The following is a 16,886-nucleotide window of genomic DNA, read 5'->3' as shown; positions in this document are numbered from 1 at the left end:
ATCCTTTGCTTACAAAATATGCTTAGCGTGTTCACCTATTTTTTTTGATGAACCGTCCAAATCTATGCACTCCTTGCAGATATCATCTTGACTTGCTAGAATTGCTTTGTTTGAATTGTCTCGAACATATTCAACAATTCGTTTTTCCTCTTGCTCGGTTAAATCAAGCTCATAAATTTCATAAATCAAAATTTCTTTACATTTAAAGTGTTTTGAATAGTGAATATTGGTGTTAACAGTTTTACAGTACTCAGGAGTAAAACTTCTCAAAGAATCAATTTCTAATATTCCAGTCTTTATCATCTCTTCATAGAATTCTCTATGTACTCCAACTTCTCGATTTTTTCTGGTATAAAACCAGCTTAATAATTTCACTAAATGTTTTCCTTGAACCCTGATTCTTAAGTCGTCCTTGCTGGTTTCGTCTATTGGTAATCGGTCATCATCTGTTATTTCATAGTTATGTTTTATGTCTTTAAAGCTAGGTAACATTTTAAAGACACCGCCAACCGGCTGATATTGATCGATTCTATTTCCTTTTACCAACATGTACTTTCCACTCACTCTTATTCGAAACAAATATGAAATACTTACTCGAATTTCTGTATTCCATAGGCGCATAGCCTTTATAGTAATCAATAAGTGTTTTCTATTCCCTATAACATATCTAAAAATCCAAACCAACCAGCCTGATACAAGTCCTGCTAATACTGATAAAATAAATGCAATTATATTTTCATTCATAACAGAACTCCTTCCTTATCTTAGTCTATATATTGTATAGGTACTTATCTGAGCACCTCTGATTTTCCTAATTTCTCCATTATGATTGGATGCTTACACCTGCAATCATTCTGTAACATTAGTACATTTTAAAATTTCACTGAACCCATTTATATTGCTACCTTATAACCCTGTTAATCCTTTCACCATTCTCACGTCGAACCAAGCACCCAATCACAACCAAGGCACTTCATCCCCAGGTTCTTCATTTCCATCTTCATGCACACTACACTTAACTTTTTCATATTCATATCTAAGCACACCACCAGTTGGACATACCTCATCAAAATTTTCAATAAGAAATTGACTAAATATACTATCCTCATGATCATTTTCAAGCAGAAAAGCGCTGTACATCTTTTCTACGGTTTTACGATTAGCAGCACAAACTCTTTCCTCTGCTATTCTTATATATCCAGTTAATCTTGGGACAGCTATTGCTACGATTATTCCTAGTATTGCTATGACAACAATTAATTCCACCAAAGTAAACCCATTAGATTTTTTATCCATTGTATTCACCCTTAAAGATTAATCATTAATTTGTCTCTCCAATTGACGAGTACTCCAATTACCTTCGATGCATTCTTCTATATAAAATTTTCTAACGTCTTCATTTTCTACCCTAATTAACAATCGATAATATTTCCTTTATAGAGAGGTATACACTCTTTTATAAATCGACTTTCCCACGCTGTCAATGTGTTTTTTAAGCTCTTCATTTGTAATCTCATGATAACAGATTACATCAAAAAAATATGGCAATGGATATTCTTCATTTAAGTCATCACTTATTCTTCTTAGTATATTTCTACTGATATTCTTTCCTACTATGGCTAAATCCACATCAGAACCCTTTTAAAAATTTCCCATGGCTCTGCTACCAAATAGGATAACTTCTTCAATTTCTTGATACTTACCAACAGCTTCTAATATAAGTTTTAAGTCTCTATCTAACAATCCATACATTTCTATAGCTCCTTAACTAACTTATGATATAACTTTTTGAGCTCTGGAAAATACACCTTTGCAATATCATCAACCATTTTCCTCGCCAATTTTTCATCATAGGTATGAACCGTTAAATTTCTATCTGAAAGGGCATCAATCCAAATATGTCCATCATCAATTAGTCCTATTTGAAAAGCCTGTTTGATCGTTTCTCTTGGACTTTTCACACTAAGCTCTTGGGATTCAAGGTAATCCTTCATCAACTTCCAAGAAAGTTCAAAAGAGATTTCAAAGAACTGTATAATGCCTGCTCTTTCGAGTTCTGTTTCAATCGGTTGGTTAATATATTGATTTAATAAATTATAGGATTTTTCAAAATTGATAAATCTTTGCTTCCATCTAACATTTTTCAAATGATCCATCTAAATACCCCTTTCTATTTTTTTCTTACAACCACTCCACCAAATTAATCACTTTCTCATAACGTGTCTCATCAAACTCATCATTTGTTAAGTTTACAGTAATTAATATAGCCCCTGGTTGAATATCCTGTTCTTCCTTGCCAACCAGTAATACTTTTTCTGACACACCTAATTCCTCAACAGCCACTCTCACCAGTTGACTGATTTCATCCTCTTGTAATTGTATATAAACTGTCTTGCATTCTTCCATTAACTGTAATAGTAGCTCTTTCACTTTTTTCTTCGTTTCCTCAATCACTTTATAATGCTGTCGAATATAATTATAGGTTTTATTGGCCTTCTCCACTATTCCTTTAGGGGTCACCATATATGCCACTCGATTGGCAGGGATACTTTCTACCTTGATTAGTCCTTCTTTTACCATTTTTTTTAGTAGTATATTGACACTGCCTAGTGACAGTCCTGTACTATGAGCCAGTTGTCTTTGGGAAATATGCTGATTTTCTTTTATCTCTTCTAATACCATATATTCTTTGTCCATCATAACACCTTATCTTTATATATTTAAAGCGTTCAATGATTGAACGCTTTAAATACAGTATATTATTTCTTACAACATTCGTCAACAAACAACTTCACTTTCAATGAATTTGTAATGAAATTGTCATATTACTTACTCTATTTCGTAAATCATCACCTGATTTACTGTAAAGCTTTGTTCACTATCGCCATAGTGATAGAATCTAATATCCTGTCCTCCTGGCTCAATATCATCAGTTGTTTCAAATGTAAATCGATAGAGATTACCCTCCATCGGTTCTCCTAATGATCTTTGACTAAACTGAGTAGCAGTTCCACTTCGGCTATGAACGACTATTTGTATATCATCATCTTTTACATCACTACTTATTTGCACATCTACGCCATAGGTTTTGGATGGATTTAACTCTAATCTAGGTGATAATAATATCCCAAGATCTGTACCGACATTCGTTACATTAGCACCTTCTTCGGTTACTTTTACCTTTACTTCTCCACCCTCTCGATTCCAGGTCCACCATCCTTGGGGTAGTGTATTTTCCTCAGAGACATGAATATCTAAATAAGCACTAAAAATAATGTTGTCTAGGTTTGCTAATTTTTCTTCGCTATCAATATTTTCAACGATATACCTTGCATTAAATACTTGGCTCATCATTTCTGAGGTTAATGAGAATGGTTTATCTAGCTCTTGATTTGTTCTCCTCAGATCCTCTATCACTTCCAACACTTTTTCATACATCTGCAGTGCAAGTTCATCTTGTGATTCACTTAAATAATAATCTCCTATAGCACTATAAATGTTAGCCTTCACCTCATAGCTTGACTCCCGCAAAGGTGCTATTTGTACTAGTTTTTCCACATAAACCTCTGCTTGGGCGAAGTTTCCAGTTGATAGGTAATAGCCAGCTAACCGTTGTAGTACCTCTGGCTTGTAAGGAGCATACTTTTCAGCATTCAATAGCTGCTCCTCTGCTTCTTTCATGAAGTTTGCTTGGCCGTCTTCCGTGACAATACCCCTTAGTACCTGGGCGTAGTCTAGGCGAAGATTCTCGTTGAAAGGATCTCGAGTCACTGCGCTTTCTAATAATTGAAAGCCTCGCTGATGGTCTCCGGTCTCCATGGCATAGATCCCTTGTCCACTGGCTTGGTGGGCACTGTAGAATGAAAGTGTTACCAGTAGCAGTGGTAGTGTGATGACTAGGGCACTTAACTGCCCCCCTACCTTAAACTCTCTTTCTTTTAAAGATTTTAGTCCCTTTAGCTGTTTAAGTGGCGTTACATCCAAGAGTCCAATGAGTACCCATAGAATTAAGGCAATGGATAAATAGGAAAAATTAAAGTCTATGGCACTGTGACCAAGTAAGGCAATAATTCCCATCACAATACTGTATTGGACGATATTTTTTCCTTTCATGGCGTAATATCCTAAGGTGGCAATGAGTACAATTAGCCCAGTGATCAATGTTATACCAACCATGCCCGTCTCTACCAATGTTTGCGAATAGTAGTTATGGGCCTCAGTACTGTGGTATGGCTCTGATTGGTATTTTGTATAGATCCCACTCCAAGCCCCCCCCCCAGCTCCAATGAGTGGATGCTCTTTGAAAATGGATAGACTATCTCTATAATATGCAAATCGCGTTGTTGAACTACCTTCAGATAAATCAATGGCGTTAAACCTGGATACCAATGTTTCTGGTAAGTACTTATAGCTTAGCTTCACATCTTTTATTAAGTTGTCTTGGTTGTCATAAAGACTTACTTGTTCAAATGTTACCTTTGTCTCGGGGTGTTGATTTCTAAGATAAAGAACTACGTCAGTTGTTCTCTCCAATGTATCAAAGGGAATCCTTACTTCTCCTGATTCATTTATCTCCCCGATTCGTTGTTCTAATAACTGTCGTTGTCCCGCTTCATCTACACCATAGATTTGTACTCTCCATGGCCATTGGCTTTCATCTATACTGGTTGATTCAACCTGGAGCTGTAACTCATACTGGCTTAGTGGATCCACCTGCTGTATTGTTCTTTGAATTTGATTGGTCCTATTCTCTGAAACAGTTGTGTTATCGAAGGTTAAGGGTTCTGTTATGTTTAAAGCTACGTAAACGAAGCCTCCGGCAGCCACAAATATCACAGCTAGTAAGACATAGATTAAACGTTGGTGCTTCTCTGTTAGCTTTCTTTTTACTATTTCTAGTCCCATGTAAAGAACTGCGAAAACCAGCATTCCTACTGCTACAATGATGATTCCCCCTAAGTTCGCTTCTTCTGCGCTTAGAGAGCTGGTAAAGGGCTGTAGAATTAGTATGTTGGGGACAGCTACTGCTATCATATAAAATATGCCATCGGTTCTGCTTTTACCAGGAGCAAAGGCTATATAGAGTAGCGCAAAAATAGGAAGCATCATCCAAGCAGCCCTGGAGTAGGTGAAAATAAAGGTGAAGATCATTAAAAAACCACTGGTAGCATAGAAATACTTCTTCCAAGAATTCTCTTCTTGACTTTGTAGGCCTGTCACAATGAAAAACAAAGCCATCATCAAGGCTGCCAAGGTGTTAGGATATTGAAATGTAGAGGCGATCCGATTTCCCAATACCACATCTGCCAAATTCACAATACCCACTGCACCTAATATCCCAACGATGGCCGTTATCACTCCACTTAATAATACGATGTCTAAAATCCATCTTCGATACTTTTCCTCTTGGGCATACTCCTTCACCATAAAGTAAACCACAAATAGGTTCACCTGCCATAGTATCATGCCAACAGCCTCTCGCAAATTAGCCCATTGGAAAAAAACAACAGGCAACACATACGCAAATATCAATAGTCCCCCTATATAGTCAAAGGGACTATTGACGTCAATTTTCTCTCCCTTGATAATCTGATCCATCAAGTACGTCATAAACAATCCAAAGGAAAGAGCATGAGTTAATAGTCTCTCTCTTTCAAAGAAGAGTCCTCTAAAAAACGGTGGATAAAACACCAATACTCCTAATAATATAAAAAGCAATACACTTTGTCTTTTTGATTGTTTTGTTACTCCTGCTTTTGTCTTACCCTTAGTCCCTTTTGTGAGCACTTTCAACACTCCATTCCCGTCCCATTTGCCTAGACTGTTTACACTTTTTGTTTAGATGCGTAGTCTAGTTCTTGTTTTATACTATCTATATTTTTTATTTTATTTCAAGTGCTTCTTGTTCTTTCCCAGATGTTTTCCAATACTCAATGAAGAAGGCAGCAAATACGCCTATCATCACACCTAATACGCCAGCGATGGCTACATTTAGGGTTTTTCTAGGTCCAATAGGTGTAGTGGTTGGAAAGGCTCTAGAAATCACCGTAATACTTGCATCTCCTATCTGAGAGGACTCTGCTACACGAAGCTCTTCGTATTTTTTCACAAAGGCATCATAGTTATTTTCAGCAATGTTAACTCTTTGATTGATTAAACGCTCTTGGTGTTTTTTATCTTGAAGTTCTACCTGGAGTTCTTCTATTTCATCTTGAATCTCAGTAATTTGTGTCCTAAAACTTTGGATATTAGATTGGACTTCAGCCAATTCTATTTTTAGTAGGGTTTCTGTACTTTCCAATGTGATCTGTTGCGAGCCTGCATTATCATTGATCATAATTTGGCTATTTGTATTCCCCTCTGCCTGGGCTACTTGTATGGCAGATTGCAGGGCCGGTTCTCTTATTTCTAGATCTGTCAGCTGTGTTTTAAAGCTAGTGGCTTGTGACAGGCGCGCATCTAGCTCCATTTGTAGCTCTGACACTCCTCTAGGCTGAGATAAAAACTCTCTTAGCTCTACCAGGGCGTCATCCAACTGCGCCTCCTCAACTTCCATTTGACTCACCACATATTGGGAAGATTGAGACGCATGCTCTTGGGCCTTTTCTGAGACAAACTCTACAAACTTTTCTCCTACTGTGTTTACGATCAGGGCTGCTTTTTCCGGATCCCCATGCTGCATTTTAATGGTAATTAGGTTTGTATTTTGTAAGGTTTCTAGACTGATGGCTCTAGCCAATCGCTCCACGTCATAGTCCTCTTCTAAGCCTAACTCTTCGATGGTAGCACGCATAACCCGCGGTGCTGTCACCTGTTGACGATATGTATCTAATGTCATTGCTGGATATTGCGAAAGAGATTCCAGCATTCCTTCCACACCGTTTCCGGATAGCTGATTTGGCTGTAGTCTTTCTGTAAAGTTCGACGCCATTAATACCATTCTTGTTTCATAAACTGGCTCTAACATAAAAAAGCTAAATAATCCGGTTGTTAGGACGGCGATCATGGTGATCCCAATAATTAGTTTTTTTTGTTTTAATAAAGTTTCTATAAGTTCCCGCAGGCTGATTTCTTCCATAATTTTCTTTTCCCCCAAATCTCTCTTTTATCTAAATTTTCTTTTTCTACTTTATTCTATAATAATTGATATAACAATTCAATAGATGTCAACAAATTGTAATTACTAATATATAGGAGACCGATCCTCGATAGTTCTATACATCTTTTCATTAAAATTCTTTAACGAATAAAGCCCTAAGGTTAAACTGAAACCCTAGGACTTTTATGATTTATGATTTATGGTTTATGGTTTATGGTTTATCCTTTAGTCATTCAACACAATGATTCGATTGGCAACAAAGATATCATCTTCATAGGAACCATTGACAAAGACTTCATCTCCTCTATCCAGATGTCTCATTTCAATCCGTTCCCCATCTTCATCAATGATCACAGTATCTCCAGTGACATAAACAGATGTTTCTTCATATCTTCCTGTTGATTGTACTCTATGTCTTACGATCATTCGGTCAATACTATCGTAGAATCGAGTGATTTCTCCTTCAATTGCATTGTTCTGTCCTCGTTTTGTTGCCTCAATTTCGGTAACGAGTCCTCCCTCAATTTCTAGTTCTACTTCATAATTTGTTCTTAGGTCATAAAAATCTGCTCTAGAGTCATCTAAATAGATGACTACATTGTCCGCTAATTCATACTGAATTTCCTCATTATCCTCTGTCAAAATTATTAAGTTATTAGGTCTACCAGCTGTAAGGGATACGATCCTTCCCTCTTCGTTGTTAGATCGTCCAGTACTCGTTGTGCTGGCATCTATGGAAGTGACCTTTCCATCCTTCATTCTAAGTGTTACGATATCTCCTCTTTTTAAATCTTCCACCTGTCTTCGCCGATTATCGATTTGGACAGTGGCATCATGATCAATTTCATAGGTTATTAACTGGTTATTAAAACTTCTAACCTCCATCGTAAAAGGATATCTGTTAAAGGATATATTTGAGTCCAAAATCCCTACGATTTGTCTATCGTCCTCATAAACCTCTACTTTGATAGCATTATTATCTTCATAGTATACAACAACTTCATCTCCCACCTCTAATCGATCATAGGAAGATTCATCATCAAAAATAATTACCTGTGTTGATCTATCTACTCTAAGAGTTCTTCGAGTACTAGATCTATAAGGATCTTCTATAACGATTAGGGCATATTCTTCATCGTCAAAATGAGTAATATTTCTAATTTCCCCATCGACTCGATCACGCTGAGGATTCACCTCGATTTTTACAAGTTTATCATTTTCAAAGGTTAATTCCGCCTCATTCCCTTTTCTCAGATCTCTTAGATCTTCTCTTTCTCCACGAATTTCAATGACTGCATTTCGCTCTACTTGGTACAGCTCTAGTTGGTCTTTATCGTTGTATGCAAACAAAATATAGTCTGTTGCATTCACTTGCTCAATGGTTCTTGTGATTGTTTTACTGTTCGCTGCTGGTTCTTCTTTATCATTGTTATTGTTTGGGTTAGAAATATCAATGATAATATCCGGTTCACTTTCTAGTACATCATATGCTTTAGAGCAAATGGCTGCCATTTCAGCCCTAGTAATGGTACTTTTAGGGTTGAATCGATTATTATTATCTCCTGAGATAATTGATTCTCTCACCAAGAAATCCACATAGGTTACAACGTCTTTATTGATCATTTCGCTGTCTAAAAAGCTTAGATTTGGTGATTGTCTCAAATCACCAGAACTGGCCATAGCTCGACCAAAATACATGGCAATTTGTTCTCTTGTTGCATTGACTTGTTTTCCATTTGACATGAATTGAGCTAGATCATCTTCATCAATAATTTCATATTCCAACGCATAGGCTACAGCTGGCTGTCCCCATGGAATATTATTGTTTTCTAAAATGCTGTTATATTTTGATGCATAATTACTACTAGACTCTAATTGTCCCGTTTCCTGTAATGTCTTATAAATTAACTGCATTGACTCTAGCCTGGTAACAGGATTTGCTGGTTTAAATACCAATTTCAACGTACTATCGTCTACATATCCACTGATGATGTTCTTATCTACCATTCGCTGAATATGTTCCTTTGCCCAAGGCACCTCATTGATATCGTCAAAGGCTATACTACTAGCGTAGGCAGCCGATGCTGTGGCAAGAACCATTACTACTGTTAGTATGATCATGATTAGCTTTCGATTCTTTTTCATTTCTTTTTACTCCCCCTTTTTCTTCTCTCAGTGTTCTTGCACCTCTACTACATATAATTCTATATCTTGGCATAAAATCCTTTTTTTCTTCATAAAATTTTTATTTTTAATTGACATGTACCTCTTCCTGTAAGTCAAACTGTCTCATCAGATGCTCATACATGTAAGCTGGCCTTTTCCTTCCAAATTCTCTCATCACCTCTACATTGTCATTCCAAACTGATATAGAACCGAAGTTTGGCCATCTTTGAATGTTGTAACCCATTTCCTTCTCAATACCACTTTGCATTTCATTGATTAGATTAATCACATATTCCTCTTGAAATGTTGTCTTTAAGTGGTCCTCAAAACGGTTAATAAACTCGTTTCTAAATTCTTCGTTCTGCAACAATGTGCGAAGCAAAAAAGTATACTGAGGTGCATTTCGATCCTCTCCTTGGTCAGTTGTTGCCCATTGGAGGGTGTTGTGCTGAACCATTTCTTGGTTATCAAAAGCAAATCCAAAGTCTACGTCATAGAGCATCCACCTCCACCTGCCATCATGGCCATAGGGGGCACCTGGTTGATATTCTTCAGTCCTTAGGCGCCAAAGCCGAACATTATTAGCTAACCAATCTGTATTGGCAATATAGATTCCTGCAATTTGATAATCTATAAAATTCTCAACATCCATTAGTGTTTTAATATATTCATAATTAGACTGTTCTTTAATGTCATTTTCCTCTAAAAAACGTAGCATATTTTCAAAATGCTCGTAATCCTCTGGGAACCCTTCTTCCACAACAGGTCCACTTGTATTAATCAGTACCACGTCCTCTGGATTGACATCATAGTTCGTCTCTAAATAATTGGCGTCATATCGTTCACGGATATTATGAATCCCCCAGTATTCGCCATTAATAAAGACTATAGCAGGTCTATGGGCCTGGGTGTCAATGTTAAAGTCCTTTACCAGTTCTTGGATGAATGCATCTCGAAACATGGTGACGCTCCAGTCATTTCCTGAGTTTCTTAGTATCAGTCTTCTAAATTCATTTAATGGCTCATGATTCACTGCCTTTGTTGCCCCTGGGAATACCTCATAACGAAAGCTATTGTCTTGATCATAGTCCCTTCGAGCATATAACCGAAGACTTTTCTGAGCCCAAGCCCTTGTGAATCCACCATGAATTCTGAGACCTGCTCCTTGAGAGAATCCTAATACCCCATTGGGCTCAAAAAACTCAATATGAGCTGTTCGTTCTGCTTCAATTGTTCTTGCATTATAATTAGCCGGGGTATTCCCAATGACACGCTCTGTAGGGTTTTGATTTCGCCACTCATAAAAAACTTTACCTGGAATGTAAATACCTTCTTCATAACTGAATAGCCCCTTTGAATCGGTGGAAATTGAAATAACCGGCAGATCAAAGCGTTCATATATATTTTCATCTACAAAATAACTATGGGTTATGATTCTGCTGGCTTGTCCCTCTTCTCCATAGGCTCTAGCTCGAACAACCGCCCCCATCATTTGTTCTCCTTGTGGTGCTACCCATCTATATCGGTCATATCCCCATTCTTCCGACAGGTCTTCTGCTGTGGTATTAATGAAGGATAATGGCGCTTTAGGAGCGTCTCCTTGTTGGATATCCTGCATAGGAAAATGATCCTCAAGCATTTGTGGTGTAATGGTAATAGTCCCTTGGTAAACCAAAGCATTTTCATCGGGTTCCGATCCATCTAGTGTATAATAGATTTTACTAGATTCATCGGTGGTTAAGGCTAATGTAATCTCATCTGTATAAAAACCTCCTACATGAGAAAAGGTTGGCCCCCTAAGCAATTCTTCATGACCTGCCACTTGATTATTTGATCTCCCAGGGGTAGGGATGTCAAAGAATACCCACTGGCTGTCTCCATCCGTCTCTCTGCCATAGGATACATCTCTTGGAATAGCCATGACTTCAATGGCATCTACTATGGTTCGTCCATCGGGACGGGTTAAAAAAATAGGCTCTCCTTGAGAACTAATACTAAAGTTTGTATGTACTTGTCCCGCTTCAGTTGCCATATCCTTCCCCGATGCCCAAACAACTAAATGCGCTTTAGGTTCAATAGTGACTCCAGGGAATTGCCACTTCGTTACTGTTGTATTATCATCAGATAAAAAATACCCCCTTAGATTGATAGGTTCTTCCCCACCATTATATAATTCAATCCAATCCGCATAGTCTCCTTCTTCGTCGGAAACCGTATATCCATTGGATGACATGACTTCATTAATCACCAGTAGTTCATCTGCTTGCTCTCCTGGCAACAGTATTAGAATCGTCACGATTAATATCACAAGTCCAATCCCTAATAGAAAAAAACGCTTTTTATCTTGCATCTTGATCTTCTCCTTTAGCTTTTCTTATACTCTATACAATTTTCTCGTCTATGTTCTATCATAGGTGATTTATTGCAAAAGTTCAATAGGGTTCAGATTTTTATTCAATGATAAGAGCTACTGAAAAACTCCAGTAGCCTTTTATCATTCTTTATTTTTTTGATATGCCTTCAAGCAACACATCTATCATGTCTTCAATCTCTATTTCACCTTGATCCTCTTTATTAAAAATCAAAGCATCCTCATAAAATTCTTTCATCATCCCAAGGAATATCATAGTAATCATCTTGGAGTTAAGATCATCTCTAATTTCCAGCTTATCTTCCCATTGAGAGAAAGTCTTACTAAGGGCATTATACAATTTTTCTCTGATTTCAAGTAGCCCCACCTTAGTCTCTTGGGATAATATATTAGAGTTTCTTATGAGGTTTTCTACTGTCCCCATATTCTTTTCCGTAAAGTTTCCAAGATGCTTTGCTATGGCTATAAGTCTCTCCCTTATGGAATGATTTTCCAAGATAATTCTCTCAACCTCTTGCAAGTAGATATCCGCTGTATAAAAGATAGTCTCCTCATATATCTCCTTTTTACTGTCAAAGTATTCATACACGGTTCCTTTGCCAATCCCTGCTTCTTCAGCAATCATCGAGATTTTTGATTCATGAAATCCATACTGTCTGAATACCCTGAGAGCAGACTCAAGGATGAGAATTTTTTTCTCTTTCATTTCCCTCACCATCTCTTCACCCCAATTTTTGACTAGAAATCGCTGTTTTATCTTTTCCTTTCAATTTCCTTTTCACAGCTGCAGAGAAATCATCCATTAATGTATAAATAACTGGTGTAACCAGTAAGGTTAATACGGTTGACAGTAATAATCCACCAATTACAGTGGTCGCCATCGGTGCTTGCATCTCTGCTCCTTCCCCTATACCAAGTGCTAAAGGTACCATGGCTAATGTTGTCGTCAATGTTGTCATTAAAATAGGTCTTAGTCTTACAGGACCTGCTATTTGGATCGCTTCGCTTCTCTCCTTGCCTGAGCTTCTAAGGGTGTTGATATAATCCACTAGCACAATGCCGTTGTTAATAACAATTCCCGCCAGCATTAGGAGTCCTATGAATGCAGTTACGTTTAACGTTCTTCCCGTGATGAATAAAGCTAATAATCCTCCCGAGAAGGCCAATGGCACAGACATAATAATGGTAAATGGATGCATTAAAGACTCAAACTGTGACGCCATAATCATATATACCAATACGACAGCCAAGACAACAGCTAAAATCAAATCGGCAAATGTTTCTTCTAATTGCTCATTTTCTCCTCCAATTTCATAGAGGTATCCCTCAGGCATTTCGTATTCAACTAATAGTGCTTCAATATCCCGGGTTACACTCACTAGATCTCTACCACTAATGTCACTGGTCACCGTCGCTAACCTCTGTTGATCTTCCCTGTTAATAGCGGTAGGCCCCTGGGTAATGTGTATGTCTGCTACTTGGTTTAATGGCACTGTCCCTCCCATTGGGGTCTGAATGCTTAATTGCTCTAGGTTTGCTAAATCTTGTCTGATACTTTCTTCTCCTCTGATGACAATATCTGTTTCGTCTCCACTCTCTCTAAACTGTGAAACAGTGTTACCAAAGGCAAAGCTTCTAACGGCATTGGCCACCTGGGCAGTGGTCAATCCATAGGTAGATGCCTCATACTTGTTAATGTGAATCTGAAGCTCCGGTATTCCTTCTGTAAAACTAGTTTCTACATCTCGTGTTCCCTCTACCTGTCTGATCGATCTCCTAAAGTCATCGGTAATTCCCTCTAAAACAGTTAGATCATCACCTTTTACTTTAATTTCAATAGGCGAACCTCCCATAGCCATTCCATCGGCCGTCGATACAGAAATTTCCGCCCCGGCAATATCCTTAGCAAGATCTCTTATCTCATCGGCAACCTCAACATCACTTCGACTTCGCTCGCTAAGCCCTAGGAGCATAACAGTCATGCTTCCTTGGTTTTCACTGCTTCCCATGAGTCCTCCTCCTAGGCCGCCGCCACCACCTACCGTGGTAGAAGTAATCTCGATCTCCTCTAGGGGTTCAATTAACGCTTCTATTTGTTTGAGCACATCATCTGTTTCATATAATTGTGATCCCGTTGGCAAGGTAACATTAATACTGATTTCTCCCTGGTCTGCAGAAGGCATAAACTCTACCCCTACAAAGAACACGGAAGAAACACTTCCTACAAATATCAGTATAGCTAATAGAACAGTTGATTTTCTGTGTCTCAAACCCCAGCCCAATGCTTTCTTATAGGTTTGTTCTAATGCTTCAAACCCACGGTCAAAGGCTTCATAAAAACCTGGAAATCGCCTTTTTTTCTTGGGTTTCATGCCTTCTGTTGGCTTCCCTACCACTGCAGTCTCCACCTTTAAAATCTTAGAGCATAGCATTGGAATCAAAGTTAATGCCACCAGTAAAGAAGCTGCTAAGGACAACGCAACCGTCATGGCAAATTCACCGAATAGAATCGAGGTTATCCCTCCTACAAAGATGATCGGCATAAACACGGCAATGGTCGTAAGTGTAGAGGCACTCACTGCCATTGAAACTTCCTTCGCTCCTTCTATGGCTGCATCCTTTCGAGAATGACCCTCTGATCTATAACGATAAATATTTTCTAGTACAACAATGGCGTTATCCACCAGCATCCCGACTCCAAGGGCTAGCCCTCCTAGTGTCATCATGTTTAGTGTAATCCCATTGAAGTATAACAGTACGAATGTTGCAATAATGGAGATAGGTAACGCTGTTGCAATAATCAATGTACTACCAATATTTCTCAAAAATACATATAATACCAAAACAGCTAATAATCCACCTACTACAGCATTTTTAGCTACACTTGTGATGGAGTCTTGGATATATTCTGCTTGATTCATAATGGTGATCAATTCAAACTCAGGATGCTCTGCCCGTAGTTTTTCTACTTCCCTGTCAATTGAGTTAGCAACTTGAACAGTATTGGTTCCTGATTGTTTTTGGATTTGAATCCCGATACCATTTTGACTATTTGTTCTAGATATTGTTGATATTTCCTTTTGAATAACCTCTACCGCCGCTACATCCTTCAATCGAATAATAGAGCCTGAAGGTAGTGTGATTGGCAATTCTCCAATTTCCTCTACGGTTTCAAATTCACCCATCGTTCTGATGGTTAATTTTTCAGCCCCTCTTTCTACGGTTCCACCGGGCATATTCATATTAGAGGCACTTATTACTTGGGTTAATTGATCGATTCCAATACCGTAGGCATTTAGTTGCTGTTGATCTACCTTTATTTCGATTTCATTGGTATAGTCCCCTATGATGCTGACTGAAGCAACACCACTGATCCTTTCTAATCTTGGCTGTATGGTGTCTTCGGCTAATGTCTGTAGTTCGAAGAGATCAGCCCCATTGGATAGAGATAGCATCACAACTGGCATGGCATTTGGGTCAAGCTTCATTACCATGGGGGATGTTGCCCCATCCGGCAGTCTGCCCCTTGCCATATCGACCTTTTCTCTCATTTCCAAGGCTGCAAAATCCATGTCTGTACCGAAATCAAACCGTGCCATCACCATGGAACTCCCTTGTGAAGATACAGAGGTTACAGCTTCTAAATCAGACACAGTGGCTACAGTGTCTTCTATTGGTCGCGTAACTAAGTTTTCCATTTCATGGGGGCCTACCCCTGAATAGCTGGTAGTCACGATAACTACTGGTATCTCTATATCGGGCATCAAGTCTAATGGCAATCGAGCTAAAGAAATGCCTCCTAGTAATAATATTACCAGCATCAACATGGCCGTCGTGACGGGTTTATTTACTGCTATTTTTGATAAGCTCATCTATTATTCACCTCCTACAATCTTAACTCGTTCTCCATCTACTACATATTGCTGTCCTTTAACGATTACGCTCTCTCCTTCCCTTAATCCTTCTACGATCTCTACTTCCGCTCCAGTGTTCATGCCTAGTACGACTTGCCTTTCAATAGCATGGTCCTCTTCCACAACAAATACAATATCTTCTCCTTCTTGATTCAGAACGGCTCTACTATTAATTACTAACACATTATCTCTACCATCTAAATCTAAGTCCATGGAGCCACTCATACCTGTTCTAATCTTACGTTCTTGGTTATCTATATTTACTTTTACCGTATAAAGGCGTGTATTGGGATTTGCTGTGGAACTAATGAAATCAATGGTTCCAATTATTTCCCCCTCTAAAGCTGCTGGGATATTAACAACTACCTCTTGCCCATCTCCCAGCATGTTTACAATATTTTCCGTTACATCTACTTGGAAATAAACTCTATTAATATCAGCAATGGTAGCCAATGGTTGTGTCCCACCTGCCAGCTCTCCAGCTACGACATTCAAGATTGAAATAACACCACTCATTGGTGCTCTCACCACTGTGTCCTCTAGGGCATCCTGTGCTTGTCGATAACCTATTTGAGCCTGTGATAATTGATTTAGAGCTTGTTGATACCCTATCTCCGCTTGACGGATTTGATTTTCAACAGTCTCTAAAGGTCTTCTCGAAGCCGCTAATTCTGCTTGCTCCAACTGGCTTCTTGAGGCAGCCCCCGCGTCAAAAAGCTCCTTTGTTCTTTGTAAATTGATCTCAGCATTTTCTATGTTTTCCTTTGTGGTTTCAAAGCTGATTTTAGTGGTCTCAACAGCATTTTCTGCTTGCTCCACACTTCTTTGGGCTAAATTAACGGATTGTTCAGCCTGCTCTATGCTTCTCAGAACATCTTTTTGATCGATGGTAAATAAAACACTATCCTTTTGAACAAAGTCCCCCAACTTCACATTGACAGAAGTAACACGTCCTGGTATTTTGGGCAATACCATGGCCTCATCATTGGCATGTATTTTTCCGTTTAAATTGACACCATTTCCGATATATTTGGTTTCTGCTCTTTCAACCTCTACAGGTACATAGGCTTCTTCCTCTAGTATTGTAGTTGCCTCTTCTTCTCCACTGCAACCGACTAAGACAGTTGTTAAAAGCAGTGTGAGTAATAAAAAATAAATTACTTTTTTTGTCATTTCATTTCCCTCCAACATCTTGTTTTATTAAAATTTTTTACCAAATCGTCAGTAATCTACTTTTTTACCTGACCGACGGTTCGATACAATTTATACCATATTATATATTACTTTTATGTACAAAATCAATTAATAATATATTATGTTTTTCTTAAATCTGCTT

At 38.3% G+C, this 16,886-nt stretch carries 13 protein-coding genes; all 13 read right to left on the bottom strand.

Annotated elements, in window-relative coordinates; genetic code table 11:
- Window positions 1–9: 9 nt before the first annotated feature.
- The 13 genes from AMET_RS24035 to AMET_RS01000 all read right to left on the bottom strand — a co-directional run bounded on the left by AMET_RS24035 (window position 10) and on the right by AMET_RS01000 (window position 16,723).
- Window positions 10–744 carry an SMODS-associated NUDIX domain-containing protein gene (locus tag AMET_RS24035; protein WP_011971343.1) on the bottom strand — a complete coding sequence of 245 codons (735 nt, stop codon included), beginning with the start codon at window positions 742–744 and terminating at the stop codon, window positions 10–12.
- A gap of 213 nt (window positions 745–957) precedes the next feature.
- Entirely contained in the window at window positions 958–1,296 is a 339-nt protein-coding gene (locus tag AMET_RS26775; RefSeq protein WP_011971342.1) for a type II secretion system protein, read from the bottom strand.
- 18 nt (window positions 1,297–1,314) lie between these two features.
- Window positions 1,315–1,419, bottom strand: coding sequence for a DUF1016 N-terminal domain-containing protein (locus tag AMET_RS27145; protein ID WP_083760785.1), 105 nt, complete (start codon window positions 1,417–1,419; stop codon window positions 1,315–1,317).
- Window positions 1,420–1,434: 15 nt separating this feature from the next.
- Window positions 1,435–1,629, bottom strand: coding sequence for a hypothetical protein (locus AMET_RS26400; RefSeq protein WP_242661365.1), 195 nt, complete (start codon window positions 1,627–1,629; stop codon window positions 1,435–1,437).
- A gap of 125 nt (window positions 1,630–1,754) precedes the next feature.
- A complete protein-coding gene (locus AMET_RS01040; RefSeq protein WP_011971341.1) occupies window positions 1,755–2,156 on the bottom strand; it encodes a nucleotidyltransferase substrate binding protein in 402 nt (133 codons plus the stop codon).
- 25 nt (window positions 2,157–2,181) lie between these two features.
- Complete coding sequence (locus tag AMET_RS24025; RefSeq protein WP_083760784.1) at window positions 2,182–2,700, bottom strand: winged helix-turn-helix transcriptional regulator; 519 nt, start codon at window positions 2,698–2,700, stop codon at window positions 2,182–2,184.
- 129 nt (window positions 2,701–2,829) lie between these two features.
- The gene (locus tag AMET_RS01030; RefSeq protein ID WP_041720197.1) at window positions 2,830–5,787 is read right to left on the bottom strand and encodes an O-antigen ligase family protein; all 2,958 of its coding nucleotides are present in this window, start codon (window positions 5,785–5,787) and stop codon (window positions 2,830–2,832) included.
- Between the two features lie 94 nt (window positions 5,788–5,881).
- Window positions 5,882–7,078: a GumC family protein gene (locus AMET_RS01025; protein ID WP_011971338.1), complete on the bottom strand. Its 1,197-nt coding sequence runs from the start codon at window positions 7,076–7,078 to the stop codon at window positions 5,882–5,884.
- A gap of 246 nt (window positions 7,079–7,324) precedes the next feature.
- Entirely contained in the window at window positions 7,325–9,244 is a 1,920-nt protein-coding gene (locus tag AMET_RS01020; RefSeq protein WP_011971337.1) for an S-layer homology domain-containing protein, read from the bottom strand.
- Window positions 9,245–9,350: 106 nt separating this feature from the next.
- Entirely contained in the window at window positions 9,351–11,615 is a 2,265-nt protein-coding gene (locus tag AMET_RS01015) for a CotH kinase family protein (protein WP_011971336.1), read from the bottom strand.
- A gap of 151 nt (window positions 11,616–11,766) precedes the next feature.
- The gene (locus AMET_RS01010) at window positions 11,767–12,342 is read right to left on the bottom strand and encodes a TetR/AcrR family transcriptional regulator (RefSeq protein ID WP_198135377.1); all 576 of its coding nucleotides are present in this window, start codon (window positions 12,340–12,342) and stop codon (window positions 11,767–11,769) included.
- A gap of 16 nt (window positions 12,343–12,358) precedes the next feature.
- Window positions 12,359–15,508: an efflux RND transporter permease subunit gene (locus tag AMET_RS01005; protein WP_011971334.1), complete on the bottom strand. Its 3,150-nt coding sequence runs from the start codon at window positions 15,506–15,508 to the stop codon at window positions 12,359–12,361.
- Between the two features lie 3 nt (window positions 15,509–15,511).
- Window positions 15,512–16,723 carry an efflux RND transporter periplasmic adaptor subunit gene (locus AMET_RS01000; RefSeq protein WP_011971333.1) on the bottom strand — a complete coding sequence of 404 codons (1,212 nt, stop codon included), beginning with the start codon at window positions 16,721–16,723 and terminating at the stop codon, window positions 15,512–15,514.
- Between the last annotated feature and the right edge of the window lie 163 nt (window positions 16,724–16,886).

The organism is Alkaliphilus metalliredigens QYMF (assembly GCF_000016985.1).
Classification (GTDB): Bacteria; Bacillota; Clostridia; order Peptostreptococcales; family Natronincolaceae; genus Alkaliphilus_A; species Alkaliphilus_A metalliredigens.
This window is presented reverse-complemented; position numbering and strand designations above follow the sequence as displayed.

Excerpts from the sequence above, each read along its gene's own strand:
- AMET_RS01040 (WP_011971341.1), bottom strand. The coding sequence starts at position 2,156 with ATGGATCATTTGAAAAATGTTAGATGGAAGCAAAGATTTATCAATTTT.
- AMET_RS26775 (WP_011971342.1), bottom strand. The coding sequence starts at position 1,296 with ATGGATAAAAAATCTAATGGGTTTACTTTGGTGGAATTAATTGTTGTC.
- AMET_RS01025 (WP_011971338.1), bottom strand. The coding sequence starts at position 7,078 with ATGGAAGAAATCAGCCTGCGGGAACTTATAGAAACTTTATTAAAACAA.
- AMET_RS01000 (WP_011971333.1), bottom strand. The coding sequence starts at position 16,723 with ATGACAAAAAAAGTAATTTATTTTTTATTACTCACACTGCTTTTAACA.
- AMET_RS01010 (WP_198135377.1), bottom strand. The coding sequence starts at position 12,342 with ATGAAAGAGAAAAAAATTCTCATCCTTGAGTCTGCTCTCAGGGTATTC.
- AMET_RS01015 (WP_011971336.1), bottom strand. The coding sequence starts at position 11,615 with ATGCAAGATAAAAAGCGTTTTTTTCTATTAGGGATTGGACTTGTGATA.
- AMET_RS01020 (WP_011971337.1), bottom strand. The coding sequence starts at position 9,244 with ATGAAAAAGAATCGAAAGCTAATCATGATCATACTAACAGTAGTAATG.
- AMET_RS24025 (WP_083760784.1), bottom strand. The coding sequence starts at position 2,700 with ATGATGGACAAAGAATATATGGTATTAGAAGAGATAAAAGAAAATCAG.
- AMET_RS01005 (WP_011971334.1), bottom strand. The coding sequence starts at position 15,508 with ATGAGCTTATCAAAAATAGCAGTAAATAAACCCGTCACGACGGCCATG.
- AMET_RS24035 (WP_011971343.1), bottom strand. The coding sequence starts at position 744 with ATGAATGAAAATATAATTGCATTTATTTTATCAGTATTAGCAGGACTT.